14 protein-coding genes are annotated in these 15,749 nt (G+C 71.8%); 7 read left to right on the forward strand and 7 right to left on the reverse strand.

Annotated features, from left to right (window positions below; translation table 11 throughout):
• Positions 1-460: 460 nt before the first annotated feature.
• The gene (locus HII36_RS23560; RefSeq protein ID WP_173525407.1) at positions 461-2,203 is read right to left on the reverse strand and encodes a proline--tRNA ligase; all 1,743 of its coding nucleotides are present in this window, start codon (positions 2,201-2,203) and stop codon (positions 461-463) included.
• A gap of 103 nt (positions 2,204-2,306) precedes the next feature.
• A complete protein-coding gene (locus HII36_RS23565) occupies positions 2,307-3,005 on the reverse strand; it encodes a hypothetical protein (protein WP_173525408.1) in 699 nt (232 codons plus the stop codon).
• A gap of 132 nt (positions 3,006-3,137) precedes the next feature.
• Between HII36_RS23565 and HII36_RS23570 the strand changes: the two genes are divergently transcribed.
• Entirely contained in the window at positions 3,138-4,103 is a 966-nt protein-coding gene (locus HII36_RS23570; RefSeq protein ID WP_328807843.1) for an acyl-CoA dehydrogenase family protein, read from the forward strand.
• Here HII36_RS23570 and HII36_RS23575 read toward each other — a convergent pair whose 3' ends face one another.
• Positions 4,104-4,589, reverse strand: a complete 486-nt coding sequence (locus HII36_RS23575; protein WP_173525409.1) for a hypothetical protein — start codon at positions 4,587-4,589, stop codon at positions 4,104-4,106.
• 95 nt (positions 4,590-4,684) lie between these two features.
• Between HII36_RS23575 and HII36_RS23580 the strand changes: the two genes are divergently transcribed.
• The 6 genes from HII36_RS23580 to HII36_RS23605 all read left to right on the forward strand — a co-directional run bounded on the left by HII36_RS23580 (position 4,685) and on the right by HII36_RS23605 (position 12,174).
• Entirely contained in the window at positions 4,685-5,752 is a 1,068-nt protein-coding gene (locus HII36_RS23580; RefSeq protein WP_173525410.1) for an LLM class flavin-dependent oxidoreductase, read from the forward strand.
• Positions 5,752-6,861 (forward strand): hypothetical protein, encoded by a 1,110-nt coding sequence (locus HII36_RS23585; RefSeq protein ID WP_173525411.1) that lies wholly within the window; start codon positions 5,752-5,754, stop codon positions 6,859-6,861. Before HII36_RS23580 ends, HII36_RS23585 begins: the two co-directional genes overlap by 1 nt.
• A 32-nt stretch (positions 6,862-6,893) precedes the next feature.
• Positions 6,894-8,441 (forward strand): AMP-binding protein, encoded by a 1,548-nt coding sequence (locus HII36_RS23590; RefSeq protein WP_236003798.1) that lies wholly within the window; start codon positions 6,894-6,896, stop codon positions 8,439-8,441.
• Between the two features lie 66 nt (positions 8,442-8,507).
• Positions 8,508-9,698, forward strand: coding sequence for a class I adenylate-forming enzyme family protein (locus HII36_RS23595; protein ID WP_173525412.1), 1,191 nt, complete (start codon positions 8,508-8,510; stop codon positions 9,696-9,698).
• Between the two features lie 9 nt (positions 9,699-9,707).
• A complete protein-coding gene (locus tag HII36_RS23600) occupies positions 9,708-11,009 on the forward strand; it encodes an FAD-dependent oxidoreductase (protein ID WP_328807844.1) in 1,302 nt (433 codons plus the stop codon).
• Between the two features lie 10 nt (positions 11,010-11,019).
• On the forward strand, positions 11,020-12,174 hold the full coding sequence (locus tag HII36_RS23605) for a DUF6986 family protein (protein ID WP_173525413.1): 1,155 nt from the start codon (positions 11,020-11,022) through the stop codon (positions 12,172-12,174).
• Positions 12,175-12,176: 2 nt separating this feature from the next.
• On the opposite strand, the gene HII36_RS23610 is transcribed toward HII36_RS23605, so the two are convergent.
• The 4 genes from HII36_RS23610 to HII36_RS23625 all read right to left on the reverse strand — a co-directional run bounded on the left by HII36_RS23610 (position 12,177) and on the right by HII36_RS23625 (position 15,746).
• Complete coding sequence (locus HII36_RS23610; RefSeq protein WP_173525414.1) at positions 12,177-12,857, reverse strand: copper homeostasis protein CutC; 681 nt, start codon at positions 12,855-12,857, stop codon at positions 12,177-12,179.
• A gap of 124 nt (positions 12,858-12,981) precedes the next feature.
• Positions 12,982-13,437, reverse strand: a complete 456-nt coding sequence (locus tag HII36_RS23615) for a GNAT family N-acetyltransferase (RefSeq protein ID WP_328807845.1) — start codon at positions 13,435-13,437, stop codon at positions 12,982-12,984.
• A 356-nt stretch (positions 13,438-13,793) separates the two neighbouring features.
• Positions 13,794-14,531 (reverse strand): GntR family transcriptional regulator, encoded by a 738-nt coding sequence (locus HII36_RS23620; protein ID WP_328807846.1) that lies wholly within the window; start codon positions 14,529-14,531, stop codon positions 13,794-13,796.
• Positions 14,532-15,335: 804 nt separating this feature from the next.
• A complete protein-coding gene (locus tag HII36_RS23625) occupies positions 15,336-15,746 on the reverse strand; it encodes a Zn-ribbon domain-containing OB-fold protein (RefSeq protein ID WP_173525417.1) in 411 nt (136 codons plus the stop codon).
• Between the last annotated feature and the right edge of the window lie 3 nt (positions 15,747-15,749).

Below are 15,749 nucleotides of genomic sequence, written 5' to 3' on the forward strand. Positions count from 1 at the left end.
CGCGCCTCCCTGGCCTACAGCGCACCCCCCGGACCCTCGCAGCCCGCCTCCCGGTGGCCGGGCGCCGACCGCATTGCGCCGACCCCCACCGCACACCACCTCGCCGACCCGGCGCCCGAAACCCCGGCGGGGCGCTGCACCCGGAACCTCAGCGCGTCCCCCGGAACTCGCCCCCGGGATCCGCAGCGCCCCTGGGACCCACAGCGCGCCTTCCGGGACCCCGCAGCACGTCTCCCTGGCCCGCAGCACCCCCGGACCCCGCAGTACGCCCCTTGGGAGCCCGTTCAGGCGCACGCCGTCTGAGGCCCGCACACCGGGAGGCGCAGGTCCCCGAAGGCCCGTACCCGATGGGGGCGCAGGTCCTCGGAGGCCGCACGCCCAGGAGGCGCAGGTCCTCAGGGACCCCTCCGAGGGGCGCGACCCGTAGGTGACGCCCCTCTGGCCCCGGAAGGAGCCCCGGTCAGCGGGTGGCGGCGAGGATGTGGGTGGTGGCTTCGGCGAGGGGGATCTCCTGCTTGGTGCCCGCGACCCGATCCCGCAGTTCCACCACCCCCTGCGACAGCCCCCGCCCGATCACCACGATCGTCGGCAGCCCCATCAGCTCGGCGTCCTTGAACTTGACGCCGGGCGACACCCCGGCCCGGTCGTCGACCAGGACGCGCAGGCCCTGCGACTCCAGTTCGGCGGCCAGTTCCAGGGCGGCCTCGATCTGGTTCTCCTTGCCGGTGCCGACGATGTGCACGTCGGCGGGGGCGACCTCGCGCGGCCACACCAGGCCCAGCGAGTCGTGCTGCTGCTCGGCGATCACGGCGACGGCGCGCGAGACGCCGATGCCGTACGAGCCCATCGTGATGCGGATCGGCTTGCCGTCGGGGCCGAGGGCGTCGAGGCCGGCGGCGTCGGCGTATTTGCGGCCGAGCTGGAAGATGTGGCCGATCTCGATGCCGCGGTCGATGGACAGCGCGGACGAGCAGCGCGGGCAGGCGTCGCCCGCCCGGACCTCGGCGGCCTCGATGGTGCCGTCGGGGACGAAGTCGCGCCCGGCCACCACGTGCGCGGCGTGCTTGCCCGCCTCGTTGGCGCCGGTCACCCAGGAGCTGCCGGTGACCACGCGAGGGTCGACCAGGTAGCGGATGCCGAGCTCCTTGAGCACCTGCGGCCCGATGTAGCCGCGCACCAGCCCGGGGTGCTTGGCGAAGTCGCCGGCCTCGAAGATGGCGGGCTCGCCGGGCGCGAGCGAGGCCTCCAGCCGCTTGAAGTCGACCTCGCGGTCGCCGGGCACGCCGACGATCAGGGTCTCGACCTTGTCGGAGCCGGGGGTGGTGACCTTGACCACGACGTTCTTGAGCGTGTCGGCGGCGGTGATCGACAGGCCGTGGTGCTCGTTCACGTACGACACCAGCGACTCGATGGTCGGCGTGTCAGGGGTGTCGAGCACGCGCAGCGGCTCCAGCCCGTCGAGCGGGCGGGCGGCGGGCGCGGGCGTGGTGACGGCCTCGGCGTTGGCGGCGTAGCCGCAGGAGTGGCAGGCCACGAACGTGTCCTCGCCGGTGGGGGTGGGCGCGAGGAACTCCTCGGAGGCCGAGCCGCCCATAGCGCCGGACGTGGCGAACACGATCTTGTAGTCGATGCCCAGCCGGTCGAACGTCTTGATGTAGGTCTCGCGGTGCCGCTCGTAGGAGTGCTTGAGACCGTCGTCGTCGAGGTCGAAGGAGTAGGAGTCCTTCATCAGGAACTCGCGCCCGCGCAGGATGCCCGCCCTGGGCCGGGCCTCGTCGCGGTACTTGGTCTGGATCTGGTAGAGCGTGACCGGGTAGTCCTTGTACGAGGAGTATTCGCCCTTGACCATGTCGGTGAAGAGTTCCTCGTGGGTGGGGCCGAGCAGGTAGTCGGCGCCCTTGCGGTCCTGCAGCCGGAACAGCGTGTCGCCGTATTCGGTCCAGCGGCCGGTGGCCTCGTAGTATTCGCGGGGCAGCAGGGCGGGGAAGAGCACTTCCTGGCCGCCCATCCGGTTCATCTCCTCGCGGACGATCTTGGCCACGTTCTCCAGCACCAGCTTGCCGAGGGGCAGCCACGAGTAGATGCCGGGGGCGACCCTGCGGACGTAGCCGGCGCGGACCAGGAGCTTGTGGCTCGGCACTTCCGCGTCTGCCGGGTCGTCCCGCAGGGTGCGAAGAAACAACGACGACATGCGCAGCAACACGGCTACTCCTTGCTCGGGCCTGGATGTGAAGGACTACAGGCTATCGACTCGGAGCGACCGCCCGCTCGGGCTTAATCCGTCAGGACGGCGGGCGCCGGACGGGTCAAGGCAGCGGGATCGCCGCCGCCGCCTGCGCGGCCAGCGGGATCCATCCGGCGGAGACGCCGGTCATGCCCATCGCGAACAGCCCCGCGAACAGGGCGGTGAGCGCGACGGCGCACACCCGTCCGGCCAGGTTCCTGCGCAGCGCGACCACGAGCGCCACGGACAGCCCGCCCACCACGATCGCGGGCACCGGCCAGAACGCGGGCTCGGTGTTGATCGATCCGGGCGTCGCCCGGTCGAGCACGTCGGCCAGCAGCATCGCGCCGACGGCGCCGGCGGCCAGGTCGCCCCAGCGGTCGTTCCTGCGCGTGACGTAGCCGAGCAGGCCGAGTCCGACGAGCAGGACGAGCGTCCAGTTCAGCCCGGCGGCGCTGCCGCCGATGATGTCGAATCCGACGTCGCCGCGCACCGCGCTCGCGCCCATGGCCGCGACCAGCGTGGTGACGGCCGCCAGGAACGTGGTCAGCAGCGCCCAGCCGAACCCGGACGCGGTCGCGCCCACGGTCAGCGACAGGGCCAGGTAGACGTAGGGGTCGTAGAGCTGGCCGAGCCACTCGGGGCCCTTGCCCGCGGTGAGCATGCCGACGAGTCCGACGACCAGTCCACCGAGGAAGGCCGCCAGCAGGTGACGTTCGATGCCGCGCTGCCGCCTGTCGTATTCGGCGTAGTCGGCATAGTCCATTGTGGTCTTGTTCATCTCCATTCCCTGGTCAACCCCTCCCCCCGAAACCTGTAGGGATGACCACCATCAGATTATGCGAGCCTACAGAAAAGGCAAATTTCGGTCATGCCATATGTAAGGAAGCAATCGCTTGGTTAAGATCGTGCCGTGCCCCATGCCGTAGACGTGCCACTCGCCGACGAGCTGCGTGCCGTCGTCCGCGCCTATCTCGCCGCACATCCCGACGCGTCCTGGCGGGCGCTGGCCAGGGACGTGGGCGTGGCCGGCCTGCTCGTCCCCGAGCGGTACGGCGGCGCCGGCTGCGGCCCGGCGGAGACCGCGGCGGTGGCCGAGGAACTGGGCCGGGTGTTGTCACCGCACCCGTTCCTGCAGACGGCGGTGCTGGCGGTCGAGGCGGTCAAGGCCGCCGACCCGGACACCGCCGCGCGCCTGCTGCCCGCGCTGGCCGAGGGCACGACGACGGCGACCGTGATCCTGCCCGGCGACGGCGATCTCCGCCTGGAGTCGGGCCGGCTGAGCGGGACCGTCCCCTGCGCCCTGCCCGGCGAGCTGGTGCTCGTGTACGCCGGCGGCCTCCTGCTGACGGCCGAGCCGTCGCACCGGGTGCCGCACCGGACCATGGACGAGAGCCGCCCCCTGGCCACGCTGGTCTTCGACGACGTCATCACGCGCCGGGCCGGCGACGGCGGATCCTGGTCGCGGGTGCGCGACCTGGGCGTCGCGGCGCTGGCGGCCGAGCAGGTGGGCGGGGCCGCGCGCTGCCTGGAGATGGCCACCGAGTACGCCAAGCAGCGCCGCCAGTTCGGCCGGCCGATCGGCTCGTTCCAGGCGATCAAGCACAAGCTGGCCGACGTGCTGCTCCAGGTGGAGTCGGCCAGGTCGGCGGCCGGGTCGGCGGCCGAGTCCGAGTCGTACGCGGCGATCGCGGGCTCGTACTGCACCGAGGCCTATCTGGCCGCGGCGGGCGAGAACATCCAGGTGCACGGCGGGATCGGCATCACCTGGGAGCATCCGGCGCACCGCTATCTCAAGCGGGCCACCTCCGACGCGCAGCTGTTCGGGCCGCCGCGGGCGCATCGCGGGCGGCTGGCCGCCCACGTGTTCCCGGACTGATCAACCGCCGAGCAGTTCCTCCCACGGCTGGCGGGCGTTCGTCCTGCGGGTGGTGTCGAGCGCCTCGGCCAGCCGCCAGAACCCCTGCTTGGAGCGCACCTTGGCGGTGCCCATCGGGTCGATGGCCCGCAGCTCGAACCGCACGCCCATCACGTCGAGCACGGCCGAGGCCGCCCCCGCGGGACCCGCCACGACGACGGCGGCGCCGTCGAGCTCTGGGTCTCTCACCTGCCCGGCCAGCAGGTCGGCCACCTCGGAGGCGAACGGCCCGTCGCGCCATTCGAGGTGCCAGCCGTGGTCAGCGCCGCGCCACCAGGTCAGGTCGCGGCACGACTCGATGAAGTCGGCCTGGGTGGCGAGCGCGGCCATCACCCGGCCGAACGCCTCGTACCTGCGTCCGCTCGCGAGCGAGAAGTCGTCGTCGCCCTCGGCAGGGTGCCCGCCGTCCTTGGGCCTTCGCGGCGCGTGCTTTCGCCTCACGAGCATCCACTCTGATCGCGGACGCGCCCTTCCCGCAAGTCTTCCGCGCTGATACTCTCTACCAAGCGAGCGCTTGGTTCACTACTTTCGCCGGAGGCGCGATGACGTCCCTACGGATCAGCCTGGGATATGAACTGGAGGTCCGCGGGCGCACCCGCGAAGTCGAGCAGCAGGCGTTTCAGAACGTGATCGACCAGGTCGTGCTGGGCGACCGGCTGGGTTACGACACGGCCTGGTTCGTCGAACACCACTTCACCAGGGGCTTCTCCCACTCCTCCGCCCCCGATCTGGTGCTGGCCGCCATCTCCCAGCGCACCGAGCGCATCCACCTGGGGCTCGGCGTGGTGCTGCTGCCGTTCCAGTCGCCGATCCGCACCGCCGAGCGGGTGGCCACCCTCGACGTGCTGAGCGGCGGACGGGTTGAGTTCGGCACCGGCAGGGGCGCGTCGCCGCTCGAATACCAGGCGTTCCAGCGGCCGTTCGAGAAGTCACGCCAGATCTGGGAGGACTCGCTGGAGGCCACGCTGGCCATCTGGCGCGCCGACGGCGAGCCGATCAGCCGCTCGAACGAGTTCTTCGAGATCCCGGACGTCGCCGTCTACCCGCGTCCCGCGCAGCGGCCGCACCCGCCGGTCTGGGTGGCCTCCACCTCGCTCGAGGGCTACCTGGCCGCGGCCGGGCACGGCTACAACCTGCTCGGCATGACCATGCTGAAGGGCATCGACGACGTGGCCGCCGACATCGCGCAATACCGACAGTGCCTGGCCGACAGCGGCTTCGACCCCGATTCGCGCAGGGTCGCGCTGATGATCCCGTGGTTCGTGGCGCCCACGCGCGAGGAGGCCAACGCGAGCGCCGCCGACGCCGTCCTGTGGTACATCCGGCGCCAGGTCAACCTGGTCACCCCGCCCGACTACTACGACGCCCGCCACGCCACGCACCGCGTGCTCGGCCAGCTCGCCGCCGGGATGCCGCCGGAGGAGGCGATGGCCACGCTGCGCGAGCACCTGATGGTCGTGGTGGACGACGTGGCCGGCTCACGCAAGGCGCTGGCCAGGATCGCCGAGGCCGGCGCCACGGACCTGATCATCCAGGCCCAGGTCGGCGGCATGGCCCACGAGCGGGTGTGCGAGTCGATGGCCCTGTTCATGAGCGAGGTGGCGAGCTGATGGCCGACCTGCACGGCGCGGCCCCCGCCGGCCGCTGGCTGACCAGGGACGATCTGGCCGCCGCCGCGGGCACGGCCACCGGGCTGCTGCTCGTGCCGCCCGACGTGTCCAGCGTCTTCCCGCTCGGCCCCGAGGACCGGGCGGCGGCGGCCGGGCTGACCGGCGCGGCGCTGCGGGCGGCCGGGATCGGCGCGGCCGACCGGGTCGTGGTGGCGCTGGCCGAGCCCGCCGCCGCGCTCTGGACGTCCGCCGCCGCCGACGTGGCCGGGGCCGCCGCCGCGCTGGGCCCGCGCGGCCGGATGCGCCTGCACCACGCGCTGACCACGCTCGGGGCCACCACCCTGGTCTGCACCCCGACGGGCGCGATGGACCTCCTGGCCCGCCTGCATCTGGAGTTCCTGCTCGACCCGCTGGACCTGGGTCTCAGGCACCTGGTGCTGACCGGCGAGATCGCGTCGAAACGCACGCTCGCCCACCTGGCCGGGGAGTTCGGCGCCCAGGTCACGGAGGTGTTCGCGAGCCCGTTCAGCGGCGGCGCGCTGGCCTGGCGGCGGTCCGAGACCGACCCGCTGACCCCGCTGGTCGACGGCGTGCTCGGCCTGGCCTGGCTGGACAAGGACGAGTTCCTGCCCCTGGACGCGCGCTCCGACGCGCGCTCCGACGTGCCCGCCGAACTGGTCGTCACCCCGTTCGCGCACTCGACGCTGGGCGACGCGGTGCTCAGGACCGGGCACGCGGCCTGGCCCGACGGCTCAGGTCTGCCCGCCCCGGCCCACACGGTCGGCGAGCACGTGCTGGTCAGAGGCGTGTGGCTGGCGCTGCCCCGGCTGGAGAAGGCGCTGGCCAGGATCGACGGCGTGGCCGGCTGGAACCTGACGATCGCCAGGCAGGGCACGCTCGACTCGGCCGCGCTCACGGTCACGTTCAGCAGGCGGAGCCTGGTCGGGAACCCGATGTGGAAGTCCAGGATCCGGCAGGCGATCAGCGGCCTGACCCCCGTGACGATCGCCGTGGAGATCGCCCAGGACATCGCCGAGAGCCCCGTCCCCGGCACCGTGACCGACCTGCGCGGCCAGCACCTCGGCCGGGACCGGGCCCTGATCACCTGAATCCACCCGGGCGAAAGGCGGCGCCACCATCCATGGAACAGATGCCGGACTGGGGGACGCTCCCCCGCATGCTGCGCGACCAGGCCGCCCGGTATCCGGACGCCGTCGCCGTGCGCGACGGCGACGGCGTGATCACCATGTCCGGGCTCAGGGACGCCGCCGCCGAGGTCGCCCGCGGCCTCCTCGCGCTGGGTGTCGAGCCCGGCGACCGGGTGGCGCTGTGGGGGGTGAACGATCCGTCCTGGGTGCGGCACGCGTTCGGCGTCTGGGACGCGGGCGCGGTGCTGGTGCCGCTGTCGGCGCGGTTCAAGGGCATCGAGGCGGCCGAGGTCATGGCCAGGACGGGCGCGAAGGCGCTGATCACCGGCCCGGGGCCGGGCGCGGAGCCGCTGGCCGGGCTGCTGACGCCGGCCGAGCGCCCGCCGCACGTCGTGGCGCACGACGCCGGTCCAGGACTGCCCGCACTCGGCGCCGCGGTGAGCCGCGAGGCCGCCGAGTCCAGGGCGCTCGCCGTCGGGCTCGGCGACCTGTGCGAGATCATGTCCACCTCCGGCACGACGGGCACGCCCAAGGGCGTCATGCTCGACCACGCCCAGGTCCTGCGCGGCTACTGGGACTGGTCCGAGATCGTCACGCTGAACGAGCACGACCGGTATCCGGTCATCGCCCCGTTCAGCCACGGGTTCGGGCTCAACGCCGGGCTGGTCGCCTGCGTGCTGCGGCGGGCCACCATGATGCCGATCCCGGTCTTCACCCCCGACGCGCTGATGTCGCTGGTCGGCCAGGCCCGGGCGACCGTCCTGGCCGGACCGCCCACGCTGTTCCACCGGCTGCTGGACGAGCTGGAGCGCGGCGATCGGGACGTCTCGTCGTTACGGGTGGCGATCTGCGGCGCCGCGTCCGTGCCGGCCGCGCTGATCACCCGGCTGGTCGAACGGGTCGGGCTGGACCGGATGATCAACGCGTACGGGCTGATGGAGGGCACCGTCGTGTCGATGACCAGGGCCGGCGACCCGATCGAGGTGATCGCCACGACCACCGGCAGGGCCGTGCCGGGCATCGAGATCAAGGTCGTGGACGACGCCGGCGAGCCGGTGCCCACCGGCGAGCGCGGCGAGATCCTGCAGCGCGGCTACGGCGTGATGCGCGGCTACTGGAACGAGCCGGACAAGACGGCCGAGGTCATCGACGCCGACGGCTGGCTGCACACCGGCGACATCGGCGTCCTGGACGAATCGGGCAACCTGGCCATCGTCGATCGCAAGAAGGAGCTGTTCATCGTCAACGGGTTCAACGTCGCGCCGGCCGAGGTCGAGTCGCTGCTGTTGCGCGAGGGGTCTCTCGCCCAGGTGGCGGTGATCGGCGTGCCCGATCCGGTGTCGGGCGAGACCGGCTGGGCGTACGCGGTGCCCAGGCCGGGCACGCGCTTCGACCGGGACGGCCTGCTCGCCTGGGCGAAGGAGCACATGTCCCACCACAAGGTGCCGAGACGGGTCATCGTGGTCGACTCCCTGCCCACCAACCCCAACGGCAAGGTGGACAAACAGGCACTCCGAACACGGGCGCGGAAAGAGGCGTGATTCATCAGAGCGTTTGAGGCATCCGGGGAGTAGGTTGGAGTTGCGCCTTCTGCCCCGGGAGCTGCCATGTTGCGCCTATTGGCCGGGGAGGCCGCACGGAGGTTCGGGGAACGCGCGGCTGTCGTCACCGGCTCCGACCTGCTCACCTTCGCCGATCTCGATCGGCTGTCCGACGACGTGGCCGCGGGCCTGGCACACCGCGGCACCCGCATCGGCGATCTCGTCGTGCTGGCACTGCCCGACGGCCCGGAGTTCGTGATCTGCTACGTCGCCGCGGCGAAGATCGGCGCGGTGACCGCGGGCATCGGCACGCAGCGCCTGGAACTCCTGGCCGCCCTGGATCCGGCCCTGATCGTCACCGCGCCCAGCGTCCTGCCGCCGCTGCCCGGGCTCGACGTGGTGACGCTGCCCGTCGACCGGGCCCGCCGCGTCAGGAACGCCTACGACCCGGTGCGGCTGACCGGGCTGCGCCGCACCGAGCCCCCGCCGCCGCCCTTCCCGCCCGATCCCGGCCGTCCCGTGGTGATCGCGTTCACGGCCGGGCGCACCGGCCCGCCCAAGGGCGTGGTGTTCGGCAACCGCCAGCTGGAGGCCATCCGGGCGCACGGCGCCGGCGCGCGATGGGGGACGGGCGACGCCCGGCTGGTGCCGCACCCGCTCGGGCAGCTCGGGTTCGCCACCCGGCTGCCGGTCTTCCTGCAGACCGGGCGCACCTGTCACGTCCTGCGGGAATGGCGTCCCGAGGAGGCGCTGCGGGTGCTGCGCGCCCAGGGGATCGGGGTGCTGCAGGGCACGCCGTACCAGCTCGCGCGCATCCTGGCCGCCGACGTCGATCTGCCGCGGCTGGCGCTCATCCTGATCGGCGGCGCGCCGCCCGACCCCGAACTGGTCAGGGCGCTGCGGGCCAGGTACGGCGTGCCCGTCTGCAACCGGTACGTGTGCACCGAGGCCGGCATCGGCCTCGGCACCCGCCCCGACGACCCGCCCGAGGACGCGGAGGTAAGTGTGGGCAGGCCGCGCGGCGGGGTTGATGTGTCCATCAGGGACGCCGAGGGCCGGGTACTGCCAGATGAGGACCAGGGTGAGGTGTTGCTCCGCTCCGGTGCGGTGATGAGCGGATATGTGGGAAAGATCCGCGGCCGCCGAGTATTCGCCCGCGACGGGTTCATCCGCACCGGCGACCGGGGATACATCGATCACACTGGCCGGCTGCGTCTGGTAGGACGCGTCCCCCGTGATGAGGAATCGCCGGCATAGGGAGGCAGCGTGGCGTTGCGCGTGGCGGTCATCGGTTCGGGCCCCGCCGGGATCTACACGGCCGAGGCCCTGGTCAAGCAGTCTGCTGAGCCCGTCCACGTGGACGTGCTCGAACGGCTGCCCACGCCGTACGGGCTGGTGCGCTACGGCGTCGCGCCCGACCACACCTCGATCAAGTCCATCGCCAACTACCTGCGGCGGGTGCTCGAACTCCCCCAGGTGCGCTTTCTCGGCGGCGTCACGCTGGGCGAGCACGTGTCGGTCGACGACCTGCTCGCCGCCTACGACGCGGTCGTCTACGCCACCGGGGCGATGGTCGACAGGCGGCTCGGCATCCCCGGCGAAGACCTGCCGGGCAGCGTGGCCGCGACCGACTTCGTGAACTGGTACTGCGGGCACCCGGACGTCGATCCGTCCAGGTTCACCCTCGACAGCCCCGAGGTGGCGGTGATCGGCGTCGGGAACGTGGCCGTCGACGTGGTCCGCGTGCTGGCCAAGACCGCCGACGAGCTCAGCTCCACCGACGTGCCGCACGACGTGCTGGAACGCCTCGGTGAGAGCCAGGTCAAGGCCATCCACATGATCGGCAGGCGCGGGCCCGAGCACGCCAAGTTCACCCTCAAGGAGCTGCGCGAGCTGGGCGAGCTGACCAACGCCGACGTGTGCGTGCGCCCGGAGGAGGCCGTGGTGCTCGGCGCGGACTTCCCGCGCCAGATCCGGGGCAACATCGACGTCCTGCAGTCGTGGGCGGCGCGCTCGCCGGTCGGCCGGCCGCGCCGCCTCGACGTGCGGTTCTGGCTGCGCCCGGTGGAGATCCTGGGCACGGACCGGGTCGAAGGGCTCAAGCTCGAACGCACCAGGCTCTCGCCCGAGGGCCGCGTGGTGGGCACGGGCGAGTACGAGACGCTCCCGGTCGGGATGGTGCTGCGCTCGGTCGGCTACCAGAGCGTGCCGCTGCCCGGGGTGCCGTTCTCCGAGGACACGATGACCGTCCCGAACCAGGCCGGACGGGTACGCGAGCGCGAATACGTGGCGGGCTGGCTCAAACGCGGTCCGACCGGGGTGATCGGCACGAACAAGTCGGACGCCGCGGAGACCGTCCGCACGCTGCTCGCCGACCTGGCCGGGCGCGAGCCCGGGGCCACGACGTCCATCGACGCGCTGCTCACCTCGCGCGGCGTGCGGGCGGTGACCTACGACGAGTGGCTGGCCATCGAGGCCGCCGAGGGCGAGCTGGCCAAGACGCTCGGCCGGGGCGACCGCGTCAAGCTGGTCGGGCTGGAGGCGATGCTGCGCGCCTGCCGCCCCTAGGCTTGTCCGCATGCGTGTCACCGTGGGCGATGAGAGCGTGCCCGGCTTCGCCGATGTTCACCGGGTCCAGCAGGCCCGCTATCCCCTGAGCGAGCCGGGATGGCAGCCGGTTCACACCGTCTACGTGCCCGCCGACCGCTTCCACGCCGGCACGGTCGCCGAGTGGGGCGATCGGGCCGCGACGCTGGCCAAGGCGCATCTGGCCGGCCCGGCCGAGCTGGCCGAGGTGTTCGGCGTCCCCGCCGGGCTGGCCGCCGACGTGCACGACCGGGTGCTGCGCAAGCTCGGCCGCGAGCCCGTCGAGGACGTCCGCGTCGACTTCGAGGACGGCTACGGCGTGCGCCCCGGCGACGAGGACGGCCACGTGGCGCAGGCGGCCGCCGCGGTGGCCGAGCTGCACGCGGCCGGGGCACTGCCGCGACGCTGGGGGCTGCGGGTCAAGTCGTTCGCTGACGGCGACCCCGGGCGCTCGGTGCGCACCCTCGACGGCTTCCTGACGGGAGTGGTCGACCGGGCCGGCGAGCTGCCCGCCGGGTTCACGGTGACGTTCCCGAAGGTGCTGATGGAGGAGTACCTGGGCCAGTTCGCCGGCTTCCTGGAGCGGCTGGAGCGCGGGCTCGGGGTGCGGCTGCGGTTCGAGATCCAGGTGGAGGCGCCGCAGACCCTGCCGTTCCTGCGTGCCGAGCTGGCCGGGTCGTTCGGCGGCCGGCTGGCGGCGGCGCATTTCGGCGTCTTCGACTACACCGCCGCGATCGGGCTGCCGCCGCACGAGCAGCGCCTGGACCACCCGGCGTGCGACCACGCCAGGCACGTGATGCAGACGGCGTTCGCGGGCACCGGGGTGGAGCTGTCGGACGGCTCGCTGGCCGCCGCGCCCGCCTCCGAGGCCGCGTCCGACGTGCACGCGCTGTGGCGGCGGCACGCCGAGCTGGTGCGCCACTCGCTGGCGCACGGCTTCCACCAGGGCTGGGACATGCATCCGGCGCACCTGGTGAGCCGCTACGCCACCGTCTACGCCTTCCACCTGGCCCGCTACGACTCCTACCGGGAGCGGGTGCGCGCCTGGGAGGAGCAGCGACAGGCCGGGGGCGGAGTCATGGACGAACCGGCCACGATCAAGACCATGGCCGCCGCGCTGCGCCGCGCGGACCTCGCCCTGTCGTAGGGCTAGTCGCGCTCGATCATGGTGCGCCACTGGCGCACCAGGCGGGCCTCGACCGGGTCCGACCAGCTCTCCCGCACGGCCGAGCCGACGTGGAAGGCGCGGATGCCGTAGTCGAGCAGCGTCGGCACGTGCGGCGGCTTCAGCCCGCCGCCGGCCAGGATGATGGAGCCGTCGCCGGCCTCGGCGCGGGCCTTGAGCACCGGCAGGCCGGCGCCGACGCCGTCGGGCGAGCCCGAGGTCAGCACGGTCGCCAGGTTGGGCAGCAGCCGCACGGCCCGCCAGGACGCCTGCACGTCGGCGGCGTGGTCCACGGCCCGGTGGAAGGTCCAGGGCAGCGGCGAGACCGCGTGGATGAGCGCCTCCGTGGCCGCCAGGTCGACCGTGCCCTGATCGTCGAGGAACCCGAACACGAATCCGGCCGCGCCCGCCTGGGCCAGCGCCTTGGCGTCGCGCCGCAGCCGGTCGAGCACGTCGGGGTCGGCGGTGAATCCGGCGGCGGGGCGGAGCATCACCATCTGCGGCAACGGGCACTCCGCGGCGATGGCGGCGACCGTTTCCGGCGCGGGGGTGAGTCCGTCGGCCGCCATGTCGGCGACGACCTCGAGACGGTCGGCGCCGCCCTGTTCAGCGGCCACGGCGTCGCGCACGTTCAGCGCGATCACCTCGAGGAGGGATCCGGTCATGCAGGAGAGGTTATATGGTGTTCTGTCCCTTTGGGCCGTAGATCACCACACCCTCTGCGCCGCGCGGCCCGGCCCGGGGCCCGAACGGGTCGGGTGAGGCCCCGGGCGAGGGCGTTCTCGCGGGTCAGGCCGCCTGAGCGCTGATCAGCTCGGCGGCGGTGAGGTCGCGGAAGGCCGTGGTCGGCACGTCCGCGCTGGGCCGTTCGAAGAGCGCGCCCGAGGCGCGGTGCGCCAGGTCCACGGTCCGGACGTGCCTGAACCCGCGGCCGCGGTAGTAGTCCTGCAGCCGCGGGTTGGCCTTGGCGCAGTCCAGGCGCAGCCAGGGAAGGCCGGCCGAGTGCGCGGTGGCGCAGGCCCAGTCGAGCAGCGCGTCACCGAGCCCGCTGCCGGACCAGGGCCGGGCGACGGCGAGTTTGTGCACGTAGAGGGCGGCGCCCGGGTCGTCGTCGAGGGTCCAGAACTCCGGGTCCGCGTGGTCGTCGAGCGCTATGGTGGCCACCGGAGGGGCGTCCTCGTCGGGGTCGAGATACCGGAGTTCGTCGTCCAGGAGGAACAGCACGCGCTCCTCGATCAGCGGCACGATCCTTTCGGCTCCGAAGCCGCGGCGCGGCCACTGCCGCACCCCCTGCGAATAGAGCCATTCAGCGGTGTCCGCGAGCAGTTTGATGATGCCCGGAAGGTCCGCTGGCTCCGCTCGTCTGAGTGCGAGCGGATGAAGCAGGGTGTTTGTGTGCATGATTAAGCCCTTCGTTGCCGATGGTATCCGCATTGACACATAGCGTGATGACGCAATGTCGCGGAGGGGCTGAATGGGTCCCTAACCCGATATATATGGATAAATTGGGATTTAGGGGAGTATGCACGAACTCCCCTAGGCCAGCGAGGCGGCTTTCTCGCTGCACCCGGCCGGCGGGATCACCCCTTCAACCGAGCCCGTCAGCGGCGATCGAGCTCGTATCTGATCAAATGCTTGTCGGCGGGTAGCACCGACACCGCGACACGCACAGGCATGTCAGCCCCGTCGAAGCCGACTCGGACGTACACCATGACCGGTGTGCCGAGTTCGAGTTGGAGGCGCTCGGCCTCCTCCTGGTTGGGCATCCTCGCCCAGATGTCGTCGACGACGCGCACCTGAGCGTGCCCGAGCTCCTCCAGGACCCGGTTCGCCCCTCGGGCGATGTCGCCGGGCCTGGCGATCTCGGAGTCCGCGACCAGGTCACGGGGAAAGTAGGAATCGTTGGTGTTGTACGGCTGGCCGTCCACGAACCGCAGACGCCGGCGCACAACGGCCAACTCCCCGTCGGCCAACTCCAACCTGCTGGCGATCTCCTCGACGGGAGAAACCGTCAGCACTTCGATGTATTGAGAAGGAGCGCGGCCTTCCTGCGTCACGGCGAAGGCGAAGGCCTCCCGAAGCTCCCCTGTTGGTTGCGGCTCTAGCTCCCGCTGCGGATAGATCAGCAGCGGTCTACGGTCTCTGACCACGGTACCGCGCCGCGGCGTGCGCGTAACGAGCCCTTCATTGACGAGCTCTCCCAGGGCCAGTCTTACTGTGTTCCTGCTTACCCCATGGTCTTCCATGAGTTGCGCCTCGGTCGGCAGCTGCGCCCCGGGGCCGAGGACACCCGAGTAGATGGCTCGTCTCAATTCCGAAGCCACCTGCTGATACAGCACCGACCTTGCCACTTTCACCCCTTTTGTTCCAACAATTTAGACGATCTGGTTCTAGCAGGCCACAACCCCTTGACCGAACCCCCTCGGCCGGAGCACCATCCATTCGTTGGTACAAATCCATCTAAAGGCCGGTGAGGGGGTGAGAGCCAGGTGTTGCCGGTCCGCACGGGTACGCCATACCTGCCCTGGCATGACCCTCGTGAAGCAACACGTTTACTGCGTTACGCGTTGCGACGCCAGGGATTCACCCACACCTTCCAGAGCAATGGCAACGGCATGTCCGTGCTATCGGTGTTGACTGAGCTGACCGTGTGGTGCAAGGACGGATCCTTTGTCTGGAACGAGGAGGGCGCCCCCGTCATGCACCCCAGCGATGACCCGGTTGGTGCAGCTCAACGCATCGCCGCACGTTACCGGCGCCCGGAGCTCTCCCGCTCCCCCACCGTCTCCGTGCGCGAACCAACGGTCTAGGACTCCATCCCTCGCCGGAGTCCTGGAGTCGCCGCGCACGGGGCAGGAAGCGCGTCCTGGCGGGTCCCCCACGCCCGCCAGGGCGCGCCTTCCTCCATCGCGATCCCCTGCTCAGGGCGGGCTTCTCGCCGCGAACGGCCAATTCGCGCACACCGCGGACTCGCCGGCCCGCGATGGTCTCACGGCCGAACCTGTCGCCACGTCGGTACCGCTCACGTCTGCCGCCAATGTCCGGGTGCCCGCGAGGCACCCACAGTCACATCATCGACCCATTGCGCCCAACCAGTGGGCCGCTTCGTGAGGGTGGGACAATTGGGTTTACGCCGTCCATCCTTACTCTTCTTGAGCATGGTCGAGCGGCCGCCAGTTCACCAGCGTCAGGTCATCACCGGCATCGGTGAAGCAGGCCCGCACCCGCCCGCCGTAGCGGGGCTCACCCTCGCCGAGCCAGTTCCCGTGGACCAGCGCGCCGGGCACGGCGGCCAGGCGGACCATCACCACCACGTACGGCCCGCCGGCGCCCGGCAGGAACGCCTGGTGGCTGACGATCCAGCTCTCCACGACCCCCTCGGGCTCGACCGGCTCCCACCGCCACGCCTCGCCGCGGCAGGCGGCGCAGAACGCCCGCGCGGGAAAGCGGCGCAGCCCGCAGGACGCGCAGCGCTGGACGGCGAACTCGTGCCCGGCCACGCGCTCCCACCAGGCGGCGGAATCACGGTCGGGCACCGGGCGGATCACGGCCATGGG

The organism is Nonomuraea antri (genome assembly GCF_013283785.1).
GTDB classification, from domain to species: Bacteria; Actinomycetota; Actinomycetes; order Streptosporangiales; family Streptosporangiaceae; genus Nonomuraea; species Nonomuraea antri.

What these genes read in the sequence shown, in the direction of transcription:
- HII36_RS23565 (WP_173525408.1), bottom strand. Translation starts at nt 3,005, where the DNA reads ATGAACAAGACCACAATGGACTATGCCGACTACGCCGAATACGACAGG.
- HII36_RS23575 (WP_173525409.1), bottom strand. Translation starts at nt 4,589, where the DNA reads ATGCTCGTGAGGCGAAAGCACGCGCCGCGAAGGCCCAAGGACGGCGGG.
- HII36_RS23580 (WP_173525410.1), top strand. Translation starts at nt 4,685, where the DNA reads ATGACGTCCCTACGGATCAGCCTGGGATATGAACTGGAGGTCCGCGGG.
- HII36_RS23585 (WP_173525411.1), top strand. Translation starts at nt 5,752, where the DNA reads ATGGCCGACCTGCACGGCGCGGCCCCCGCCGGCCGCTGGCTGACCAGG.
- HII36_RS23590 (WP_236003798.1), top strand. Translation starts at nt 6,894, where the DNA reads ATGGAACAGATGCCGGACTGGGGGACGCTCCCCCGCATGCTGCGCGAC.
- HII36_RS23595 (WP_173525412.1), top strand. Translation starts at nt 8,508, where the DNA reads ATGTTGCGCCTATTGGCCGGGGAGGCCGCACGGAGGTTCGGGGAACGC.
- HII36_RS23605 (WP_173525413.1), top strand. Translation starts at nt 11,020, where the DNA reads ATGCGTGTCACCGTGGGCGATGAGAGCGTGCCCGGCTTCGCCGATGTT.
- HII36_RS23610 (WP_173525414.1), bottom strand. Translation starts at nt 12,857, where the DNA reads ATGACCGGATCCCTCCTCGAGGTGATCGCGCTGAACGTGCGCGACGCC.
- HII36_RS23625 (WP_173525417.1), bottom strand. Translation starts at nt 15,746, where the DNA reads ATGGCCGTGATCCGCCCGGTGCCCGACCGTGATTCCGCCGCCTGGTGG.